Annotated in this window: 18 protein-coding genes; 5 read left to right on the forward strand and 13 right to left on the reverse strand. The window is 50.6% G+C overall.

Annotated elements, in window-relative coordinates; genetic code table 11:
- Positions 1-47: 47 nt before the first annotated feature.
- From JRJ22_RS28370 to hprK, 5 genes are all read right to left on the reverse strand, one after another.
- On the reverse strand, positions 48-929 hold the full coding sequence (locus tag JRJ22_RS28370; RefSeq protein ID WP_206102512.1) for a carbohydrate ABC transporter permease: 882 nt from the start codon (positions 927-929) through the stop codon (positions 48-50).
- Between the two features lie 39 nt (positions 930-968).
- Complete coding sequence (locus JRJ22_RS28375) at positions 969-1889, reverse strand: ABC transporter permease (RefSeq protein ID WP_206102513.1); 921 nt, start codon at positions 1887-1889, stop codon at positions 969-971.
- A 152-nt stretch (positions 1890-2041) separates the two neighbouring features.
- Positions 2042-3616 carry a response regulator gene (locus tag JRJ22_RS28380; protein ID WP_206102514.1) on the reverse strand — a complete coding sequence of 525 codons (1575 nt, stop codon included), beginning with the start codon at positions 3614-3616 and terminating at the stop codon, positions 2042-2044.
- A 3-nt stretch (positions 3617-3619) separates the two neighbouring features.
- Positions 3620-5362: a sensor histidine kinase gene (locus JRJ22_RS28385; protein WP_232380988.1), complete on the reverse strand. Its 1743-nt coding sequence runs from the start codon at positions 5360-5362 to the stop codon at positions 3620-3622.
- 141 nt (positions 5363-5503) lie between these two features.
- A complete protein-coding gene (gene hprK / locus JRJ22_RS28390) occupies positions 5504-6421 on the reverse strand; it encodes an HPr(Ser) kinase/phosphatase (protein ID WP_206102515.1) in 918 nt (305 codons plus the stop codon).
- A 156-nt stretch (positions 6422-6577) separates the two neighbouring features.
- Between hprK and JRJ22_RS28395 the strand changes: the two genes are divergently transcribed.
- Complete coding sequence (locus JRJ22_RS28395; protein WP_332461412.1) at positions 6578-8230, forward strand: histidine kinase N-terminal 7TM domain-containing diguanylate cyclase; 1653 nt, start codon at positions 6578-6580, stop codon at positions 8228-8230.
- A gap of 83 nt (positions 8231-8313) precedes the next feature.
- Here the strand turns inward: JRJ22_RS28395 and dhaK are convergent, their stop codons facing one another.
- The gene (dhaK, locus tag JRJ22_RS28400) at positions 8314-10068 is read right to left on the reverse strand and encodes a dihydroxyacetone kinase subunit DhaK (RefSeq protein ID WP_206102517.1); all 1755 of its coding nucleotides are present in this window, start codon (positions 10066-10068) and stop codon (positions 8314-8316) included.
- A gap of 1 nt (position 10069) precedes the next feature.
- A complete protein-coding gene (locus JRJ22_RS28405; protein WP_206102518.1) occupies positions 10070-11206 on the reverse strand; it encodes a glycerol dehydrogenase in 1137 nt (378 codons plus the stop codon).
- Between the two features lie 321 nt (positions 11207-11527).
- Here JRJ22_RS28405 and JRJ22_RS29375 point away from each other — a divergent pair, with 321 nt between their 5' ends.
- Together JRJ22_RS29375 and JRJ22_RS29380 are read left to right on the forward strand one after the other, a co-directional pair.
- The gene (locus JRJ22_RS29375) at positions 11528-12193 is read left to right on the forward strand and encodes a PocR ligand-binding domain-containing protein (RefSeq protein ID WP_232380989.1); all 666 of its coding nucleotides are present in this window, start codon (positions 11528-11530) and stop codon (positions 12191-12193) included.
- On the forward strand, positions 12163-12564 hold the full coding sequence (locus tag JRJ22_RS29380; protein ID WP_232380990.1) for a helix-turn-helix domain-containing protein: 402 nt from the start codon (positions 12163-12165) through the stop codon (positions 12562-12564). Before JRJ22_RS29375 ends, JRJ22_RS29380 begins: the two co-directional genes overlap by 31 nt.
- A 145-nt stretch (positions 12565-12709) precedes the next feature.
- Here JRJ22_RS29380 and mqo read toward each other — a convergent pair whose 3' ends face one another.
- Positions 12710-14218, reverse strand: coding sequence for a malate dehydrogenase (quinone) (mqo, locus tag JRJ22_RS28415; RefSeq protein WP_206102519.1), 1509 nt, complete (start codon positions 14216-14218; stop codon positions 12710-12712).
- 147 nt (positions 14219-14365) lie between these two features.
- A complete protein-coding gene (locus tag JRJ22_RS28420) occupies positions 14366-15757 on the reverse strand; it encodes an SMI1/KNR4 family protein (protein WP_206102520.1) in 1392 nt (463 codons plus the stop codon).
- Between the two features lie 183 nt (positions 15758-15940).
- Between JRJ22_RS28420 and JRJ22_RS28425 the strand changes: the two genes are divergently transcribed.
- Positions 15941-16741 (forward strand): AIM24 family protein, encoded by an 801-nt coding sequence (locus tag JRJ22_RS28425; protein ID WP_206102521.1) that lies wholly within the window; start codon positions 15941-15943, stop codon positions 16739-16741.
- Between the two features lie 168 nt (positions 16742-16909).
- Positions 16910-17617: a DUF4386 domain-containing protein gene (locus JRJ22_RS28430; protein WP_232380991.1), complete on the forward strand. Its 708-nt coding sequence runs from the start codon at positions 16910-16912 to the stop codon at positions 17615-17617.
- Here JRJ22_RS28430 and JRJ22_RS28435 read toward each other — a convergent pair.
- The 4 genes from JRJ22_RS28435 to JRJ22_RS28450 form a co-directional block, all read right to left on the reverse strand.
- On the reverse strand, positions 17574-18170 hold the full coding sequence (locus JRJ22_RS28435; RefSeq protein WP_206102523.1) for a Crp/Fnr family transcriptional regulator: 597 nt from the start codon (positions 18168-18170) through the stop codon (positions 17574-17576). The genes JRJ22_RS28430 and JRJ22_RS28435 overlap by 44 nt on opposite strands.
- An 81-nt stretch (positions 18171-18251) precedes the next feature.
- The gene (locus JRJ22_RS28440) at positions 18252-18797 is read right to left on the reverse strand and encodes a DinB family protein (RefSeq protein ID WP_206102524.1); all 546 of its coding nucleotides are present in this window, start codon (positions 18795-18797) and stop codon (positions 18252-18254) included.
- A gap of 64 nt (positions 18798-18861) precedes the next feature.
- Positions 18862-19809: a helix-turn-helix transcriptional regulator gene (locus tag JRJ22_RS28445; RefSeq protein ID WP_206102525.1), complete on the reverse strand. Its 948-nt coding sequence runs from the start codon at positions 19807-19809 to the stop codon at positions 18862-18864.
- A gap of 56 nt (positions 19810-19865) precedes the next feature.
- The gene (locus JRJ22_RS28450; RefSeq protein WP_206102526.1) at positions 19866-20648 is read right to left on the reverse strand and encodes a GNAT family N-acetyltransferase; all 783 of its coding nucleotides are present in this window, start codon (positions 20646-20648) and stop codon (positions 19866-19868) included.
- Between the last annotated feature and the right edge of the window lie 121 nt (positions 20649-20769).

Here is a 20769-nt window from a genome sequence, read left to right on the forward strand (position 1 = left end):
CTTGTAGTTAGATATGAAATCTATTGATAAACCGGGTATACCCGGGTTCACCCTTTCACCGCGCCAATCGTTAAACCTTGGACAAAGTATCTCTGCACGAATGGATAAGCCAGCAGAATCGGACCCGTTGCTACGACGGTCATAGCCATCTTGAGGCTCTCGGTCGGAATTGCAGTGGTTACTACAGCTCCGGCACCCATCATTGCTTTACGCATACCATCCATATTGCCCAGCATCTTGTACAAATAATACTGAAGCGGCATCAGCTTCTCATCGGATATAAACAGCAGGGCATTGTACCAGTCATTCCAGTAAGCCAGGGCAAGGAACAACCCGATGGTAGCGAGCGCCGGCTTCGAGAGCGGCAGGATCAGGCGGAGGTAAATCTTGAAATCGCCCGCACCGTCAATTTTAGCCGATTCGACAATCGCTTCCGGAATGCTGCTCATAAACGACTTCATAACAATGATGTAGAAGACATTGAGCATCATCGGTACGATTAGGGCCATTGGTGTATCCTTCATGTTGAGATAGTTGACAATGAGCAGGTACCATGGAACCAGCCCGCCGCTAAACAGCGTCGTAAAGAAGAAGAAGAATGAAAACTTATTACGCCATTTGAAATCTTTACGGCACAGCACATAAGCCGTCATCGATGTCAGGAACAAACCCAGCAGCGTACCGGTTACCGTAACCCCAATGGTTACCAGGTAGGCATTTATCATTTCCTGCGGGTATTTGAACAGAATGCTATAAGCCTCGGTAGAGAAGGCCGTCGGTATAAACTGGTAGCCATCCGTTACGATCTTCGTTTCTTCAGTAAGGGATGAAGATACGACAAGAATAAACGGGAAGATACATAAAACTGCGAGTATGATCAGGGATACATAACCAATGCCTGAAAATATTTTACGATCAAGCTGCTTCATATCGTTACCTCCATTATAGAAAACTAACTTCGTATACTCCTAGAAAAGGGCGCGGTCTTTGTCGTACTTGCGGACAGCGTAGTTTACAGTCATGATTGTTACGAATCCGAGCACCGATTGGAACACGCCAGCCGCAGCCGACATCCCTATATCATTGGAAGTAATCAGCGATCTGAATACGAAGGTATCGATAACGTCTGTCGAAGAGAACAGCAGCCCGTTGTTGCCGACCATGTTGTAGAACATCCCGAAATCTCCGCGGAAAATGTTCCCGACCGCCAGCAGCACCAGAATAATAATCGTCGGATACAGATTCGGTATCGTTACTTTCAGGATCCGCTGGAAAATGTTAGCGCCGTCAATTTCGGCCGCTTCGTACATCTCGGTATCGATCCCTGAAATCGCGGCCAGGTACATTACTGTACCATATCCAAGACTCTTCCAGGCAGCTACGATTACCAGAATGTATGGCCAGTAGGCAGGTGTATTGTAAATATCGACAGGCTCAAGGCCAAGGCCCCGAAGCAGCGCGTTCACTGTGCCGATATCATAGTTGAGCAGGTTATAGGCAATCGCGCCGACAACGACCCAGGAGATAAAATAAGGCAGAAACAACGCCGATTGCGTGATTTTGCGGAACCATTTGCCCCCGACCTCGAACAGCATAATCGCGGCAAAGATCTGCAGAACGTTATTCACGGTAATAAACGCAATGTTGTATAGTGCCGTATTTCGCGTAACCCTCCAGGCATCCCCTGATTCAAAGAAAAAGCGGAAATTATCCAGCCCGTTCCAGGCGCTTCCGAAGATCCCTCCGGCGTAATCATATTTCTTAAAGGCAATTACGATACCCGCCATCGGGATATAAGCAAACAGGAGAAAAAATGCAACTGCCGGTGCCAGCATCAGTAAGAGAACCTTGTAATTTTTCAAATCGCTCCAGAATGTATGCCCTTTCATTTCTGCACCCCTCTCTTCTCTATATGTCTCATTATAAGAGGGGGCGGGCGTTAAGATAATTCAGCGAAACAACTAAACCTAATACTAATTCAACGATTCGACAAAAAAAATAAACCCCTGTTCCATCCGGAACAGGAGCCTATCCAATGTATTCAAATTTTATGTTTCTTCCGGTACTCACCGGGCGACATTCCCATATGCTGCTTGAACTGCCGGTTGAAATAAATGATGTTTTTATAGCCGGCCTGCTCTGCAATTTCATACACCTTTTTTGTCGGATCCTGCAGCAGCTCACATACCCGTTTCATGCGGAGTTCACCGACGAAGTCGCTGAACAGGCTGTTCGTTTCCACCTTGAACAGATGACCCAGATAGTTGGGGGTGAAGTCGAAATGGGCAGCCACCTCGTTTAAAGTGATCTTTTGGTCCAGTCTGTCCTTCACATATTCGGTGATTTCATCGATCAGCTTCCGTTTCTGCCGCTGGCGCTTCAAATACAGCCGCTCCGACAGCTCGAAGAATCTTCTCCGCAGCCAGGACAGGATATCATGCACCGTTTCGAACTGAAACAGTACAAACGGCTGATGGGATTCCCAATTCAGAATCTCATACAAATGCTCGTTCATCTGCCGCAGATCCGCATGGAGCTTAGAGGTAATCCGGATAATAATATCGTAAATCTCATTTTTCTGGGAGAGCGGGCTGTCCCCGGCAAACAGCTGCAGCAGACAATCGTCAATAGTGGTCAAATCATAATCGAGCATAGCCTTAAGCATCCGTTCCACAATTTCCTCTAAATCTGGCGCGATTCTCTCCTTCGGGTGCCACTCTGAGGCATCCTGGATGAGCCGGTTTTTGCCGACAATCCATTTAATGCTGAGCGCAGCCTGGGCCTGCCGGTAGGAATCATGCAGCTTGACCGCTTCTGTGGTGTACATCCCTCTTCCAATCGTAATGGAGCAGTTAAACTGCTGATAAAACGCGCGGATCAGCTCTTCCAGCAAGGCAGTGAAAGACTGTTCCTGTACCGCAGCCAAGATCACAAAGTGATAGTCGTAGGTCATGATCACCATACCCAAATTATGCTCCTCAGCGAACTTCCGGATGAACTGGCCGGCACTGCTGCTCCATGCGCTCCGCTCTTCTTCACTCCAGCCTTTCATCTTCCAGGCCATATCGTCGATCTCAATGATGGCGACCGCCGATGCGCCCTGTAAGTAAGATGTAAGCACACTTTGCACATGCGCCTCCACCTGCCCCGGGGCAGACTCATTGAACCAGCGCAGCAGCAGCTCCTGATTGACCAGCGACAGCGTTTCGGATAAGGATATATTCTGCTCCCTCTCCTGCTTGATCTTGGTACAGAGTCTGGACAGCATCTCGCCAAGCTCATCGTCACCCACAGGCTTGAGCAGATAATCGGATGCATTCAATTGAATCGCCTCTCTGGCATAGCTGAAGTCCTGATGTCCGCTGATAAAAACGATTTCCACCTGAGGATTCAGCTCTTTTGCCTTCCGCGCAAATTCCACCCCCGTCATGATCGGCATGCGGATATCGGAGAGAATAATGTCAATCCGGTGCTGTTCCATCAATTTCAATGCGGCAAAGCCGCTTTTCGCCGTGATAACGCTATGCAAAGGCAAATGTTCGCTGCCCGCGACGCGCCGTCTGAGCCATTCCAGATCGATAGCCTCGTCATCCACCAGCAGAATATTTATTTCCATTGCTTACTCCCCCATCACTTCACGTATTTCTGCATTCTCCACAGGTAAAATAATCTGCACGGTTGTTCCTGCGCCAAAATAGCTGCCGATCTGCATGCCAAAGTCATTGCCGTATCTCAGCTTGATCCGTTCCTCAACATTCTTCAGGCCATAGCTGCCCGTCTGGAACGTGCTTGAACGCATTTTTCGCAGGGTATCCGGCCTCATGCCGATCCCGTTATCAATCACCTTGAGTTCAATGCGGTCGCCAAGCCGCTTTCCAGTGATCCGGATTGCAATCGTCTCCCCGAACCAGGCGTGCTTGAATATATTCTCCACAAACGGCTGCAGGATCAGCTTGATAATCGGAACCTGCAAAATTTCCGGATCAATATCATAGTAGACCTCGAAGGCATCCGCATATTTGACTCTCTGAATCTCCAGATACATTCTCACCTGCTCCAGCTCTTTTTCAAGCGAGATGTACACCTGGCCTTCGTTCAAGGTAAGCCGGTAAAATTTCGACAGCCCCTGTACCATTTGCGTCACCTTCTCGACTTCGCCCAGATTAGCCAGACTGCCGATGGTCGACAACGTATTGTATAAGAAATGCGGGCTGATCTGGGCCTGCAGCACATCCAGCTCCGCCTGCTTTTTCTGGATTCCCTGCACATAGACGTTATGGATCAGCTCCTGGATGCTTGCCGCCATCTGATTAAAGCTGTTCGCGATGTAGACAAATTCGTCATTCCCCGGAAACCCGATCCGCTTGTAAAAGTTTCCTTCCTGAAAGGAGCGGGCCAAATAGACGATCCGCTTAATTTTCTTGCCGGATATACGGGCAACCAGGAAGCCGATCACCGCCATCACCAAAAAGCTGATAGCGCACACGGTAGTGATCACCTTCTGCATCCGGCTTGCATCCTTGTTCAGATAGGTGTGTGGTACCCGTGCCTCGATGACATAGCCCGATAACGAAATATCTTCACTAATGATTAAATAAGCGTCCTGCTTGGCCTGCTTGTCCACTGCACCCTGCTCATACAGCGTCAGTCCGCTAGTTCGGTCAATCAGGCGCAGATCCAGACCCTGATCAACCGGAAAGGTATCGAAACTGCCGAACAGCTCGTCAATTCTCGCGGTAACCCGGATATACCCGATAACAGCCGGGGCAGCATTTGAGGCAACCAGCTTGCGGAAATACGAAATGTTGCCCAGTTCGCGGTCGCTGTCCGCCTGCAGCCACACGCTGTCTTTATTATTCGTAACGATCGACTTGAACCATTCCGTATTCTCGATAGTCCGGGAAGGGAGCACATAATAATCGCTTCTGCCGATGGGGGCTGACATTTCATCACCGGTAATTTCAAGCATCGACTCATTTACGGTGTATAGCGCAAGTCTCAGCTTGTTTCCGTATAATTGCAGAGGAGCCTTCATATAAGGAACGATATCATCCCGCATTTTGAGCATATTCTCCAGGGGCTCTCCCCTAAACTGCAGCGCATTCTGGAAATTCGTATTGAGAAACAGCGAATTGCTCATCCGTTTGATCTCATCGGTCTGGTATTCGATATTGTTTCTTGTCTGCTTCAGGGCCGTCCGTACATTCGTTTCTGCCATCTCGGTCCTGGATTCGACGAGCATCGTATAAGCAATATAACCAACCAGTATATCTGTCAGAAGTACAAGAATGAGATACGGGATCATCATTTTGTAGGTGAACGGGATATACTTTTTACTGGACAAGAACCTCTCCATCGTCATGCTCCCTTATTTCCGTGTTAATGGCACAGCTTATAGTTTCATCCATTCTACAACGAACTGAAAGCGGTTACTATAGTTTCCGCCTGGAATGATGCGGAAACCTAGCTTACCTCCGCTTCATTCGGTATGATAATCCTCCAGTTACGGCTGCATTCCGTCCTCAATCCGCTTCATGAACTCTTCCACGGCGCTGTAGCCGAGCTGCTTGAGGTACCAGTTGTTGGCTGCAGCCTCGATCAGTCCGGCGATGTCGCGTCCCGGCTGAAGCTGAATCTCGATATGCGGGATCCGGACCCCGAGATATTCGCTAAACTGAGTGACCTGCTCCAGTTCATTGTTCAGGGAATTCTCCTGCCATGGACATAGTTCGATGTCCAGGACGATCCGGGTTTCGTCCTGAAATGCCGTGCGGCCGTATTGGCGCACAACGTTAATCAGGCCTATACTCCGCAGGGCCAGGAACTCGCGTGTGGTCTCATTATGGGTTCCCAGCAGCGTAGCCGGGCCCAGCTTTTTAAGCACGACAATATCGTCCGCTACGAACCGGTGGCCTCTGCCAATGAGCGTATGCGCGGTTTCGCTTTTGCCGATGCCGGACTTGCCCCGGAGCAGGATGCCGATGCCCGACACATTAATGCATACCCCATGAATCGACAGCTCCGGCGCGAGTGTCTTCACCAGATAGCTGTCCAGTTTGGCAATAAATTCAGTCGTCGTCTCTGTCGTCCGCAGCAGGGGAATGCCCTCCTGATCGCAGAATAGGGTCAGATAAGGGATTTCCTGCTGGCCTGTCGTGACAACAAAGCATGGCGGATGATATTTAACGATGTTTCCGATATGCAGCATGCGGTCCTCTACGCTTAGCGTCAATAAATAGTTAATTTCCTTGCGTCCGAGCACCTGCACCCGTTCCATAGGGAAAAAATCAAAATACCCGACAAACTCCAGGCCCGGTCTGTGCGTCCGCGGGCGGGTAATCGTGCGGTCCATACGGCTGGCTCCGGCAAGCACTTCCAAATGAAATTTCTCAGTAAGACTTTGAACCGTGATCGACTTCATAATTGTTCTCCTCCTGCGTCTTCTCTTTTTTCATGATTCCCCTAAATAGCTTGTATTCTAACCATGCTGATTATATATTAAAATCAATATATAAGACTTTAGTCCCATAAAGCTTCATAATTACCAATAATAGCAAGAAGGTGTAGCGTATTGAGTTTGGGATCCTGTGTTGATTTAATCCTGTGCTTTATTTTATTTTTATTGTTGATATACATATTCGCTTCTGTCACGATTACGAAGCTACACAAGGTATATTTAGCCTTTCACTTTTCCATGATGCTGTGGCCTTACTGCCAGTTCGCGATCAAAACCGTCGATAATCCGGTCTATCAGCTGTTTTATGTAAAGCTTGCCTTCGTGGATGCTGCTATGCTGACTACAGGCTGGATTTTTTTCATCATTCTGATCTCCGGCCAAACCCAATTTCTAAAGCGGAAAATATTGATGCTCCTGTTTATCCCAGCCTTCATCTCCTCGCTCGGTGTGGTGCTGAATCCGAACGGCTGGTTTGTTCTCCCGGTTAACGGCGGATATGTTGAAAGAATCTATGGCCCTATTTTCTGGATCAATATTTCCATACTCATTATCCACGCTATTGTTTCCTTATATATTCTATATGTGGCGCTCGTCTCTGACCAGGCAGACCGGATAAAAAACCAGGTCATGTACATGCTTAAAGGGATCCTTGCGGTGACTGTGTTTCTTCTGCTTGATATCTTCCTGAATGTCGTCCTCGACGATTATCTGCCGGTTATTCCGGGATTCACTTCCCTGGGTATAGTGATATCCGCCATTTTCTTCCTGATTACCATTCAACAGGATAAAGTATTTGATATTGTGACCATCGCCCATCAGGACATTATTGATACGATGGAATACGGAATACTTGTGCTCGATGACCAGGAGCGGGTGGTAGAGATTAATCAGGCGCTGCACCCCTACTCGGTTCTGAAGACCGGTGACCGGTTCCATATGGAAGACATCCTGCCGGAGAGTGCAGAACATGCAGGACTTTTTCTGCATAAATATCTGAACCGGCCGGATGAGAGCGCTGAAATTGAATTTCTGCATCAAGACAGCGGGTTATACATCAGTATTCATGTCGCGCCTATTAAAGTCAGTGCAGTCAGGGTTGGGCGGATCATCACCTTCCAGAATATCACAGAGCTCCGCCGGCTCATTGATGAGACTAATCATCAGAATACCATTCTGCAGGAAAGAAATGAATCCTTAATTAAGGTGCAGGAGGAGTTATTTCAGACGAACCGCAAGCTTATGAAGATGGCTATCACCGACAGCCTGACAGGATGCTATAACCGTCATTATCTGACGCAGCAGTTAGAGAAGGAAGTTAACCGGAGCCGGGATTATGCACTCCCGTCTGCACTGATCCTGATCGATATCGATTTCTTCAAAGCGGTGAATGACCGTTACGGTCACTTAGCCGGGGATGCGGTGATTTGCGGGACAGTCGAGGTCCTCCAGCAAACGCTGCGGCAGGATGATATTCTGGCCCGTTACGGCGGAGAGGAATTCATCATCTATTTACCCGGTACGGATGAGGCCCAAGCGCTTGCTATAGCGGAGCAGCTCAAATCCAATATCGAATCCAATAAAATGAGTATCGACAACATAGACCATCCGGTGTCGGTTACCATCAGCATGGGGCTGCTAAGTGTCAGTGATTTCAAGGCCCGGCAGCCCAAAGAGGCTTCCGCCTACCTGAGTGACTTGTTCAAAACAGTTGACCAAGCCCTGTATGCCGCTAAACATCAAGGCCGCAACCGGATTGTTCCGGTTAGGGGATAAAAGAGAAAGACCAGTTCCGGGCGGGAGAAATCCGCCGCTGAACTGGTCTTCACTCTTTTATTGAAGCCTGATAAGCCCCTGTGCTAGTGCATGCCTTCCGCAAGCCCGGTGAAAATCACGCCCAGTGCATAAGCGCCGGCATCGGGGTAACCGAGGCTCCGCTCGCCGACCGTACCCGCTCTGCCCATCCGGGCCACGATCGTTTCGGTCTGCTTGGCTCCTTCCACAGCGGCAGCCGCCGCCTTGCCCGAAGCCGTGCGGAAATCTTCGCCCTGCAGGGCACTGTTCTTCCACGATTCGGCGTAAGGAACCAGCGCATCGATGAGCGTCTTGTCACCCACCACAGCCCCTCTGCCAAATGCTCTTTCTCCGGTGTCCTGGATGCCTTTAACTACGGCAGCCATCATCTCAGCGAACTCCTGCATCGATAATTCGCTTCTGGCTCCAGCATATTTGCCGGCAGCCCGGAAGCCTGAACCCCAAATAGGGCCGGATGCCCCGCCGCAATGCTCCATAATAACCAGCGAGCAGGCATCCAGGAAGCTTCCGATATCGGAAATATGCTTCTCTGTAATCTCTTTCCATTCTGTCTTTAATTGCTTGAACCCTTTGGCGACACTCATTCCAAAGTCGCCGTCTCCGGCATGGGCATCCAGCTCACAGAACGGAATCTCATTCTGGATAATGATTTCGCTCATTTTATCCATGCCGTACAGCAGATTGTTCAGGGTCAGCTTATCTCCTGCAATCCTGGCATAATCCGCATCCGTCTCACAGGTAAAGGATACCTCCTGTTCCGGCTCCCTGACGGCCTCTGTATATTTCACCGGCTCGAACGGTCCCTGCAGGAACAAGGCAGGGGTATGACACTCGTCAGCAAGCAGCTCCTTGAGCTGATCATCCAGCTTCATCAGCGACAGGGAGGCCCCAGCCATATCGATGCTGGTCATGAAATTGCCGGCCAGTACATTATGTACTGTAATTTGTCTGGCATCCAGTTCACGGACGACTGAGTTGTTCAGCAGATACAGCTCCTGAAGCGGGGTGCCGCCGAATCCGTTGACGAGTACCGTAACCTCCCGGACCTTGTCACCGCTTGCTTCCAAGCTCTCCAGTAAGGCGGAAACCATTCTGCCAGCCAGCTCGTCCGCTGTTAAGACAGGCTCTCTGCGGATACCCGGTTCACCGTGAATGCCGACCCCATATTCCATTTCATTATCCTCAAGCTTGAAGGTAGGCGTTCCCTTGGCCGGAACCGTGCAGGAAGTGAAGGCGAAGCCGATGCTCCGGGTATGATTAATTGCCTTTTGGGCCGCTTCCTTCACCTCCCGAAGGGACATTCCCCGCTGCGCTGCCGCACCGGCGATCTTATGCACCAGGACCGTACCGGCTACCCCTCTTTTGCCGACGGTATAGAGGCTGTCTTCCACGGCAATATCATCATCGACCTTCACATAATCGACCTCTATGCCGTCTTCACCCGCCAGAAACGCGGCATTCTTGAAATTCATCATATCGCCGCTGTAATTTTTGATAATTAATAAGGTTCCCTGCTGCCCCGCCGTAGAGCGGATCGCCTGGTACACCTGAATTTGGGAGGGAGACGCGAAGATATCGCCGCAGACTGCGGCATCCAGCATCCCTTTCCCGACGAATCCGGCATGAGCGGGTTCATGTCCGCTTCCCCCGCCGCTGATTAACGTCACTTTGTCCGGATTCAACTGCTTCTTCTTGATGACTTTGTACTTGCTGTTGAATTCCAGTTCAGGATGGGCCAGCACCAGCCCGCTGCACATCTCCCGTACCATTGTCTCCGGTGTATTTATGATTTTCTTCATCTTAAACCCCCTTGGCCAGCTTGTAGTTCCGGCCTAACTGGTCTGCTACCCGAATGGCTGCGGCAACAGCTTCTGCAGTGACCGGGAACGGCATCGAATGAATCGACTCTTCCGCAATGCAGGCCTTCAGCGCCACATTCAGCAGCTCTTCTGGCGAAATGCTATCCACTCCAATGTCTGCCAGGCAGACTGGAAGACCCACAGAGATACAGAATTCCAGTACCTCGTTCAGCTCGCTGCCGGCAGCATTCTCAAGCACCAATTGGGCGATAGTACTGAACGCCACTTTCTCGCCATGATAATAGTGGTGCGTACCCTCAAGCGAAGTCAGACCGTTATGAATCGCATGGGCAGCAGCAAGTCCGCCGCTTTCAAACCCTAAGCCCGATAACAGGATATTGGTTTCTATAATATTCTCCAGCGCAGGGGTGACCTGATTGCAGTCGCTCGCCACCTTGGCATTTAGTCCGTCTTTGAGTAAAGTTTCATAACAGAACTTCGCCAGCACAAGGGCGGTATTGGTTCCTTTAGCAGGTCCGCACACGCCCTCGCGTACACCGCAAGGCAGGCCGGCGTTGACATTCGAGTAAGAGTTTGAAGTCGCCCGGGCTTCGAAATAAGTCGAGAGCGCATCACCCATCCCGGATACGAGAAATCTTGTCGGCGCATTTGCAATCACCGTTGTATCGATCATGACAACACTGGGGCTTTGCTTGAAATAAGCATAGTCATCGAACTGTCCCTCCGGTGTGTACAGAACGGCTGAATGGCTTGTCGGCGCATCGGTCGCCGCGATCGTCGGCACGATAATCAAGGCTTCGCCTTCGGCTACGCATTTCGCCGTATCAATGGCCTTGCCTCCGCCGAGTCCGATGGTGCAGGAACAGGAATTCTCCCGGGCCAGCTCCTTGAGGCGCGCGACCTCCTCGCGGGAGCATTCGCCCCGGAAATTGCTCTCTACGAGCGTAATCTTGAACTTATCGGCGGTAAAATCAAGCTTCGCCTGCACACGCTTCACGTCATCCGGGTGGGCGATAAGAAGTGCTGAATTGCCGAAGGTCTGTACAAAGTAACCGAGGTTGAACAGCTCATCCTCACCTTGCACATATTTAGTTGGGCTGATAAAGGCTTTTCTCATCTGAACTCCTCCTAAAAGTTTTGCGGAAGATCCGCTTCTTTTTGAAATACTTTGCAGCAAAACTGGCTTCGTAAGCATAGACCTAGTTTTACGGAAGATCCGCTTCTTTGAAATAACTTTGCAGCAAAACTGGCTTCGGAAGCATTGCTAATTCTTTTTATAGGTCAAGTATAGTCTGCCCAATATCTATAAGCACTGTACTATCCTCACTAAATTAAGCGTTTTCAGATTGTGTTTTCTTGTTATATACTTGTCGGGTAGTATAATCTTGCACTCTATTTCCCGATTACCTAGGCTTTCGCAACATTAAGGAGGACAACCATGAGCAATCCGCTGTTCAATCTGGAGAATATTATCGACCTGGAGAAATGGCATGTGCTGCAGGACTCCCTCGCGCTCGTCACCAAGATGGCGATTATTACCGTTAACTATAAAGGCATCCCTGTCAGCAAGCACAGCTACTGCCAGCCCTTCTGTCAGGGAGTGAGGAAGGATGACGTGCTGTCGCAGTACTGCCAGAAATGCGATGCCCGGGGCGGTCTTGAAGCGGTAAGACTCAATGCCCCTTATATCTATCAGTGCCATTTCAACATTGTCGATATTGCCATCCCGATCATCATTGATAATCAGTACATTGGAGCAGTCATGGCCGGACAGATCAGGCTCCGTGATTCCGGCCACCAGCTGGAGCAATTGGTCTCACGGCCGCCGAGTGCCGATACAGAACAGAAGTTCACAGCGCTTGAAGCAGAGTATGCGTCCTTGCCGGTCTTATCCTATGAAGAAGTATCGACCACCGCAGATATGCTATTCCACCTGTGCAATTATGTTGTAGGTGAAGCCATCTCGAAGAATACGACGATCCAAATGTACAAAAAACGCTGCTCAGGGAACCGGCCTCACCCGCCATCGACTTTGCTCCTGCCTCCAATCAGGTCTACGGCAACCTTCAGGCCATGCAAAGCGAGCTATCTAATACGCTGGTAGAACATTCGATTAAAGAGCTTAGCGTGAAGCAGTTCCGGTCATCCAATCCGCTGCTGCAGCCTGCCTTTGATTATTTCTATCAGAATAAGCATAAGAATATTACCCTGAACGACATGGCCAAACAATGCCATATCAGCCCGAGCTATTTCAGCCGGATCTTCACCAAAGAGACCGGGGAGAACTTCTCCACCTTCGCTCCGCGGCTGAAGATCGAGTGGGCCAAGCAGCTCCTGGAGATAACGGATCAGCCCGTCAATCAGATCAGCGACACGTTAGGCTTCTGTGATGCCGGCTACTTTATTAAGACCTTCAAAAAGTTTGAACACCTCACCCCTTCCGTATACCGGACTATGTACCGTAATAAACAATAGGACTGACAGCACAGTGTTGAAATGGAGGAGCAATATGGAGGTTGCCAAGCGTCTTCATCCGGCGAGATGGTTCGGGAAGTAATTTCTCGAATAAAAGGCAGGTCCCCGTTCATCATCGGAGGCCTGCCTTTGTTCATGCACTTTGTCAGAAATAAGCCTGCTTTTGCGGTGCTTCTTCGCGCAGGCCCAGCGACTGCGTTACGGACGCCAGAACCTCCTGAAGCAATTCGGGGTGGGCTGCCAGGGACACGCCATAGGAAGGGATCATTTCTTTAATTTTCGGCTCCCACTCCTTCATGTGCTGCGGGAAGCATTTCTCCAGCACCTCCAGCATGACATGGACAGCCGTGGATGCTCCCGGAGATGCGCCAAGCAGCGCGGCTACCGAGCCGTCGGCGGCGCTGACCACTTCCGTACCGAATTGAAGCGTCCCTTTGCCCTCCGCCGTATCCTTAATCACCTGCACACGCTGGCCGGCAACGACGATTTTCCAGTCTTCACTTTTGGCGTTCGGAATAAACTCGCGTAATTCATTCATCCGCTGCTCATTCGATAACATCAGCTGCTGGATCAGATATTTGGTCAGCGCCATTTCCTTGGCACCTGCCGCCAGCATCGTGAACAGATTATTCGGTTTAACGGAATTAATCAGATCCAGGTTGGACCCTGTTTTGAGGAACTTTGGCGAGAAGCCGGCAAACGGCCCGAACAGCAGCGCCTTCTGATTGCCGATATACCGGGTATCCAGATGCGGAACCGACATTGGTGGGGCACCGAGCTTTGCTTTCCCGTATACTTTGGCATGATGCCGCGCGATAACCTCGGGATTCTGGCAGACCATGAATAATCCGCTTACCGGAAACCCTCCGATATGTTTGGACTCCGGGATACCGGTCTTTTGCAATAAAGACAGGCTTCCGCCGCCAGCACCGATGAAGACGAATTTGGCCGCATGGTATTCAATCTGCCCGGTATCCAGATTCTGCACTTTAACCTTCCATAAGCCATCGCCAGTCCGTTTAATATCCTTGATCCCGTGCTTGTAATGGACCTCAACCTTCCGGCTTTGCAGATGATCGAATAACAGCCGGGTCAACGCGCCAAAGTTAACATCTGTTCCTGCATCGGTTTTGGTTGCGGCGACCGGCTGATTCGGGGTGCGTCCCTCCATCATTAGCGGAATCCATTCCTTCAGCTTCCGGGGGTCATCGGAGAACTCCATGCCTTGAAACAGCGGATTTTTTGATAGCGCTTTAAATCGCTTGTTCAAAAAACTAACCGCCTGCTCCCCCTCCACCCAGCTCATGTGGGGAATCGGCATAATGAAGTCCTGCGGACGGCGAATTAAATTGTGGTCCACCAGATAGGACCAGAACTGTCTGGAGAGCTGAAACTGTTCATTGATTTTGACCGCTTTACTGATATCTACCGACCCGTCGGGCTTCTCGGACGTATAATTAAGCTCACAAAGTGCGGCATGACCCGTACCCGCATTGTTCCATTCGTTAGAGCTTTCTTCTCCCGCGCCTGCAAGCTTCTCAAACACTTTAATTTCCCAGTCCGGGGCCAGCTCTTTCAGCAAAGCTCCCAAAGTCGCACTCATGACTCCTGCACCAATTAAGATAATGTCTGTTTTTTTCTGTACGCTGCTCATAAAAAACCTTCCTTATCTCTTGTATATTTGCAAAAAAGAAGCCGGGCCGCTCAGGGGCTAAAAGAAGCAAGGCTCCACTCAGGGATACTATTAAAAGGTTGTCGGCTATTATCAGATAATTATATACAATTTGAAGCAAATAAAAAATCAAAAGTTCAGCGCTGCTGCCTCCAGCTGTCTAATTACTTCGGTGCGTGCCTGCTCCGTGAATTCCAGACCGCCGCCCGTTTGTATAATCCGCCCTTCTCCGATCCGTCTGTCCAGCCAATCACTGACAAAACCCGGAGCATATCCGCCCTGCCCGAACTCGCCGCCGAAGGCAATCATCGAGGGGTACACTTCAAGATATGCCTCACGGCTTGGCCGCGGATAGGCATTCGTATACAGCCAGAACTGCACATCATACAGGAGCAGCGACAATTCATCTGCGTGAAAAGAGAAGTACCCCTTCTCTTCGACAATACGCGTGCACACCGCCCGGATTCGGGACTCTAGCTGCTCTACTTCTGTTACCCGGCTGCACAGCTCCGTCAGCAGAGGCGAGAACCGGCCCTGTGTTACCTTGCGCAGATCCTCTTCCTTATCTTCCTCTGAGGTATCGAATACCTCCTCATTCACCAGCCCGCGGATAAAGGTCTCGAAATCGGGCGCCAGATACGTAATTTCGTAGTTATCCTCCTGATCCACATGAATAACCTCAGGCTCCCCGTCCTTCCCGCAATAGCGGTAATCCAGCATGATCACATCATGTCCGGCTGACGGACAATCGCAGATCACCACGCCAATGTCAGGATAACCCCATTCTTCAATCATGAACTTACTGCCCAGCTCTCCGCAGAGGGAGTATTGTTTGTCCCGGCCAATGCCCATAATTCCGGTTATGGCGACATGGTCCTCTGCCCAGGAGGTCGCTTCTTCTGTAGGAAAGCATGTATTATACGGAACACCGCCGTTGTGCTGCTTCATCAGCGCAATATAGGAAGCCGGCAGCTTGTAGCCGAGTTCCTCCTCAACCGAGGCGATCAGCTGATCACCGGGCGGCTCCAGAACATATTCCTTCAGAGCATAGTCACTGTCATCCCAGAAGGCAGACAAGTCCATCCCTTCAAAAGGCACCGCCGGTTCCGCTTGCTCCGAATCTCTATGCTGTCTGCTGAGCTCCCGTCTCATTGATGTCAGCTTCGCTTTAGCCGCTTTCTGCCAGCTCCATTCGAGCCATCTTGCCGAATCGCCGTCATCCGGGTCAAGGGAAACCGCGTGGCCGAACGCCTGCGAAGCTTCCTCATATCTCTTGAGATAATAATAAGAATATCCTATGCGGAAATGCCACAGCGGGTCGTTCTGCCCTTCCCCGGCTATCTGCTGAAACTGCTCCAGCCCTTCCTCATAACGTTCCAGATTGTTATACGCTCTGCCCAGGCTGCTGATGATCCCGTAGTCCCGTTCACCCGGAGGAATCTCCAGCAGAGTGTCAACAATCTGCTGATGCTCGCCGTCTTCATGCCATTTTGTCAGCTGTGCGGTCAGGATAGTATCCATAGCCCTGTAACCTGCCTCCCCAGTCCAAAAATATGATGCTATTATTCTACCAGACTGGAGACAGCAAATGGAAATCGGCAGAACCTTCGCGCTAAAGGAAATACGTATCTTTTGTCGAATACCTATGCCTAAACCGGCGATTTGTACAATTTTTGCCAATCACACCACGGGAGGAATGAATCTATGGCTTTTACGATTAATAATCTCAAAGATAATCCTAATGTTGTGATTAAGGAGCAGCTTGGCGGATTTACAGTGATCGAATACAAAGAGGATTTAAGCAGCACAACTATGCTGGAAGCACAAGCCAACTACTTCATGAGCAAGATCAATATGCGCAATAAGCAGCTGATGATTGAACTGAATAACAGTGAGGTTATGCTGAGCGCGGGTGCTATGCAGTATATGGCGGGGAATATCGAAATGACCTCAGGTGTGAAGGGTGTCGGCGGTCTGATGCGCAATATTGTATCCAGTGCAGTGTCAGGAAGCAGTGCCATCAAGCCGCTTTATAAGGGGACGGGGACCATTCTTTTGGAAACCACCTACAAGTACCTGTGGTTAATTGACGTCGACAACGACCATATTGTCATAGATGATGGTATGTTCCTGGCTTGCGAGACCACGCTTGAGATCGCTGTAGCTGCGCGTAAGAATCTGTCCTCTGCGGCGCTGGGCGGAGAAGGCCTATTCAATCTAAGTGCCCGGGGTAAGGGCATCCTGGCCTTGGAAGCGCCGATTCCCACTGAAGAAGCTGTTGTGATTGAACTGCAGAACGATGTGCTGAAAGTCGATGGTAATTTTGCGCTAATGTGGTCTAACTCACTGGACTTCACCGTGGAGAAATCCGGGAAAACCAAACTGGGCTCTGCCGCGTCCGGTGAAGGACTGGTCAATGTGTACCGAGGAACCGGCATGGTTTGGCTGGCACCGCTGATGCAATACAAGAACAGCCCGTTCACACCTGCCGCTGCACGGCCATAAGGACCCGGTAAAGGGCTGGAAAGTAAACTACCCGAAAGCGCGCCCCGGCAATATACCGGAGCGCGCTATTTGTTCTGCCTGGAACTCCAGTCTCTTGACTTAAGTCAATGAAGCGCCGTTACCTGCTGAGTACAATGGAGTCATCTATTCAAACAGGGGGTCATGTTGATGTCTGCTGCAGTGGCACGAACCGGTGGTATTTCAATTATTCTAATGGCGGTGGCCGCCGCAATTACGTACGGAACAATTCATGGAAGTCTTATTGTTGATGGGGATGCTGCCGCTACCATCAGCCACCTGACAGCCTCTCCTCTGCTGTTCAGAGCTGAAATTCTCGGCTGGGTGCTGATTATAGCCTGTGACATCATAGCCGCCTGGGCCTTGTATACGGTTCTGAAGCCGGTGGATAAGGGACTGTCCCTGCTGGGTGCATGGCTGCGTCTATCCTATACAGCGGTACTCGCCGTTGCCGTCTCCTGTCTGGTTATCGTCTCACTGCTTACAGGCAGCAGGGGGCAAGAGCTATCCGGCTTCACATCCGGTGAGCAGCAGGCGGAAGTGATGCTGCTTCTCGGGGCCTTTGAAGCGGTATGGTCGATCGGTCTGATTCTGTTTGGGGGCCATCTGCTGATTGTGGGGCTGCTGGCGTTACGATCACGGAACATGCCGAAGCTGCTTACCTTTCTGTTGCTGCTGGCCGCAGCCGGTTATGCTGTTGTCCATCTAAGCCGCACCCTTGCTCCGGGTGGTGAGAATGTTATTAGAGTGGTGGAATGGATATTCATGCTGCCGATGACTGCAGGAGAGCTGGGCCTTGGCCTATGGCTGCTCTTCAGAGTTCCAGCTCCGCGTGTTCCCGGTAAATCCGCTTCTTGATCCGGCTCAGCGACTCCGGCGTCATTCCAAGATAGCTCGCCAATTGATGCTGGGGAACACGGCTGATGAGCCCCGGTCTTTGATGAAGCAGAGCCTTCAGGCGTTCTTCAGGCGTAGAAGCAATAAAAGCAGCAAACTCCTCCTGTACCTGCCCGAAGCTCTCCTCAATCATCCGGCGGGTCATCATCTCCAGCTGTGTGTGTTTGGCATACATCTCCTGCTCCGTATCCAGCGGGCCGACGACAAGCACCGAGTCCTCCAGACAGGTCAGCGTGTAATCCGACGATTTATCCGCTTTATGCGCATTAAAGATGGAGATCGCCTGCTCTTCGGTATAGAAGTTGGAAGTCACTTCCCGGCCCGCAACGTCAACGGCATGCTGCCGTACGCATCCCTTAAGGACAAAATAACATTTGCCCGGGACCTCTCCCTGTCTCAGCAGAACCGTTCCTTTAGAGTAAGTTTCCACCAGGATTTCATCCAATATGGCTTGCTGCTCTGCCTCACTCAAAGAGGTCAGCCGGCTCATATATTGCTGCAATAGCTGCTTCATCCTCAGACCTTCCTTCCGGCTACAAAATGAACGGTGATATGCTCCATTGTAGCAGGATTTAGCAGGTCCAAAATCACATATTTATGCCGTTTCCGAAATTAATTCCTGTTTTAAGCGGCCCAGCTGCAAAAGATGATGCCGGTAGTGCATCTCAACAAGCAGGAACCATTCCTCCGCACTCAGCCCGCCGAACCGCGGATGAGGCACTGTATTTTGCCGTGAAGCTTCTGCGAGCGCAGGTTCAATCTCCTTCATCCTCCGGATGACCGTGTGTAATCCTTCAATCAGCTGCTCCTTGTTCTCCGGCTGCTTCGGCGTATATTCCGGGGAAGGCGGAACCTGAACCCGGATGGGCGGAAAACTGCCTTGGGCAAAAATAGCCGCACCGGCCTCGGTTTTTTCCACTGAATCTCCCTGTAGCTCTTGAGCCTGTACCAGGCATTGATCCACATTGCGAAGCTGCATATACAGCGCCGAATTAATGAGATGCTGAAACATCTGTCCGATGGACCATCCGTTGTCACTTGGCGTTTGCTTCAGCTGATCCAGACTGAATTGATCCAGCTCCTGCAGATAATATGCTGCTGTTTCTTCAAATCGTTGTAAGGCTTCCTTGGTTGTAACCATTGTTTTCAGCTCCCTTTGTCATCGTTCTTCCCAAGTATACAAAAACGCTACTGACAGCATTATGTCAGTAGCGTTTTAACATATTCTCCAATTCATTTCTCATCCGCTGCCGGAAGGATTCCGGCTCCAGTACAACTACTCCGCCTCCCCAGCTGAGCACATATTGCAGCAATTCCTCCGGCTGCCGGACCCGAAAGGTCATCAGCAGCCCTTCCGGATGATCCTCTACGGTTTCTAAATAATAGTTATTCGATTCCTTCACCTTATCAGCCATATCAGGCTGAACCAGAATGCGGACAAGAATATTGCGTTCATCCGGAGGCTGGTATGCCTCTAAACTGAACTCCGCCGGCGGCTTAAATCCTTCTTCCAGTTCCATAAGCTCTGTCATCCGGGATAACCGGAAATGACGGATGTCCTGGCGCAGCTCACACCATCCCGTCAGTACCCATGCCCCCTGGTGAAGCACCAGTCCATAGGGAGCAACTGTACGCATACTTCGCCGGTTCCCGTCCGCTTCAGCGACTCTTTTGGCATAGCGGAAGCTTATTTTCCGCTCCTCTACAATCGCCCGGCGAATCGTCTCTAAGTAGGCCCTCTCTAGAATTCGCACTGCATCCTCAGGAGTTGCCAGCAGCCGGAAGCTTTTGCGGATCCGGGCGGCCTCACTGCGGACCGGTTCCGGCAGGATGGCTTCAATCTTCCTCCTGGAAGTCCGGGACTTGCTCCCGTAATGGGGATCAAACCACTGCTCAATGAAATCCGTCCCGATAAGCAGGGTCACGGCTTCTTCCACCGTGAAACTGACCGGCGGGAGGAAATACCCGTCCATTAAGGTGTATCCCTGCCCGGGCGCCCCTACCACGGATACGCCGGCTTCACTCAGTGCCTGAATGTCCCTGTAGATGGTTCTTACGCTGGTTTCAAATGTAGCGGCTAAATCCTCCGCCCGTAACATTTTACCCCGCTGCAGTTCAAGCACTATGGCTAGCATACGATCCGTTTTGTTCATTTAGCAGCCTCCTTTCCGGGCGTTTGTTAACAGGCCGCTTCAACTGCAGCTGGACTTCATTCTGCCATCCAATACGTGTTGAGAAACGCAGTCCTGAATCCTACCCGTTCCATATTCGCATGGCTGGCCGAGCCGAACTCCACATCTGTATAAACCGCCTTCAACCCAAGTCTGGCGGCCTCCGCAAGCCGGTGCTTAATCAGGGACGACTGACACCCTTTGCCCCGGTAGGCCGGGAAGGTATAATCATTTGCCAGGTAGCCCTCTGCCCCATGGAGAAACAAGGAGCCCATAGCCGCAGGTTCTCCATCTAGTCTTAGCATATAATTCATGAAATCCGCCCTATAGAAATACGCCTTGGACCTTGCAATCATCTCCCTGGTTATCTTCATCCCGCCCGCAGACTTCCCGATCCATTCTATAAATTCCTCCGCAGTCTCCTCCGTCACCCGTTCAAACTGAAATGCCGGAGTCTCCAGCCCGTCCAGCGGCGGATTGATAACCATGAAAACAAGCTGCTCAGCGGGAAAAAAACCTTTCTTGCATAGCGCCCGCGCCACTTCTTCTGTCATATGGTCAGGAGACATATCAAAGCAAGGGGCATCGCCAGCATAATAACTCAACAGCTCATCCAGCTCTGCAAGCATCTGAGGCCCAAACCCCTTGATTCGGTTATAGTAAACCGACGCCGGGTCCGTAGAATCCCGAAGCAAGGTGACGGTGCCTACCGTCTTAACTTCGAGCTGTCTCTTCACAGGAACCAGCGACCGGCTTGCATTCAACCGGGTAAGCTCTATTTCCATTCGTTCAATATGATTCACATAATCTAAAGGTTTCATAGCAGCAGCATCTCCTCACTAAGTTATTATAATGATTTCCCCTTGTCTGTTTCCACTTATATATCCGTGAGCTACCTGCAAGTGGCGCCTTCCCTGGCTCTACATCTGCGTGTTCAAAAAA

The organism is Paenibacillus tianjinensis (assembly GCF_017086365.1).
Lineage (GTDB): Bacteria > Bacillota > Bacilli > Paenibacillales > Paenibacillaceae > Paenibacillus_AQ > Paenibacillus_AQ tianjinensis.

What these genes read in the sequence shown, in the direction of transcription:
- JRJ22_RS28370 (WP_206102512.1), bottom strand. Translation starts at nt 929, where the DNA reads ATGAAGCAGCTTGATCGTAAAATATTTTCAGGCATTGGTTATGTATCC.
- JRJ22_RS28375 (WP_206102513.1), bottom strand. Translation starts at nt 1,889, where the DNA reads ATGAAAGGGCATACATTCTGGAGCGATTTGAAAAATTACAAGGTTCTC.
- JRJ22_RS28380 (WP_206102514.1), bottom strand. Translation starts at nt 3,616, where the DNA reads ATGGAAATAAATATTCTGCTGGTGGATGACGAGGCTATCGATCTGGAA.
- JRJ22_RS28385 (WP_232380988.1), bottom strand. Translation starts at nt 5,362, where the DNA reads ATGACGATGGAGAGGTTCTTGTCCAGTAAAAAGTATATCCCGTTCACC.
- hprK (WP_206102515.1), bottom strand. Translation starts at nt 6,421, where the DNA reads ATGAAGTCGATCACGGTTCAAAGTCTTACTGAGAAATTTCATTTGGAA.
- dhaK (WP_206102517.1), bottom strand. Translation starts at nt 10,068, where the DNA reads ATGAAGAAAATCATAAATACACCGGAGACAATGGTACGGGAGATGTGC.
- JRJ22_RS28405 (WP_206102518.1), bottom strand. Translation starts at nt 11,206, where the DNA reads ATGAGAAAAGCCTTTATCAGCCCAACTAAATATGTGCAAGGTGAGGAT.
- JRJ22_RS29375 (WP_232380989.1), top strand. Translation starts at nt 11,528, where the DNA reads ATGAGCAATCCGCTGTTCAATCTGGAGAATATTATCGACCTGGAGAAA.
- JRJ22_RS29380 (WP_232380990.1), top strand. Translation starts at nt 12,163, where the DNA reads ATGCAAAGCGAGCTATCTAATACGCTGGTAGAACATTCGATTAAAGAG.
- mqo (WP_206102519.1), bottom strand. Translation starts at nt 14,218, where the DNA reads ATGAGCAGCGTACAGAAAAAAACAGACATTATCTTAATTGGTGCAGGA.
- JRJ22_RS28420 (WP_206102520.1), bottom strand. Translation starts at nt 15,757, where the DNA reads ATGGATACTATCCTGACCGCACAGCTGACAAAATGGCATGAAGACGGC.
- JRJ22_RS28425 (WP_206102521.1), top strand. Translation starts at nt 15,941, where the DNA reads ATGGCTTTTACGATTAATAATCTCAAAGATAATCCTAATGTTGTGATT.
- JRJ22_RS28430 (WP_232380991.1), top strand. Translation starts at nt 16,910, where the DNA reads ATGTCTGCTGCAGTGGCACGAACCGGTGGTATTTCAATTATTCTAATG.
- JRJ22_RS28435 (WP_206102523.1), bottom strand. Translation starts at nt 18,170, where the DNA reads ATGAAGCAGCTATTGCAGCAATATATGAGCCGGCTGACCTCTTTGAGT.
- JRJ22_RS28440 (WP_206102524.1), bottom strand. Translation starts at nt 18,797, where the DNA reads ATGGTTACAACCAAGGAAGCCTTACAACGATTTGAAGAAACAGCAGCA.
- JRJ22_RS28445 (WP_206102525.1), bottom strand. Translation starts at nt 19,809, where the DNA reads ATGAACAAAACGGATCGTATGCTAGCCATAGTGCTTGAACTGCAGCGG.
- JRJ22_RS28450 (WP_206102526.1), bottom strand. Translation starts at nt 20,648, where the DNA reads ATGAAACCTTTAGATTATGTGAATCATATTGAACGAATGGAAATAGAG.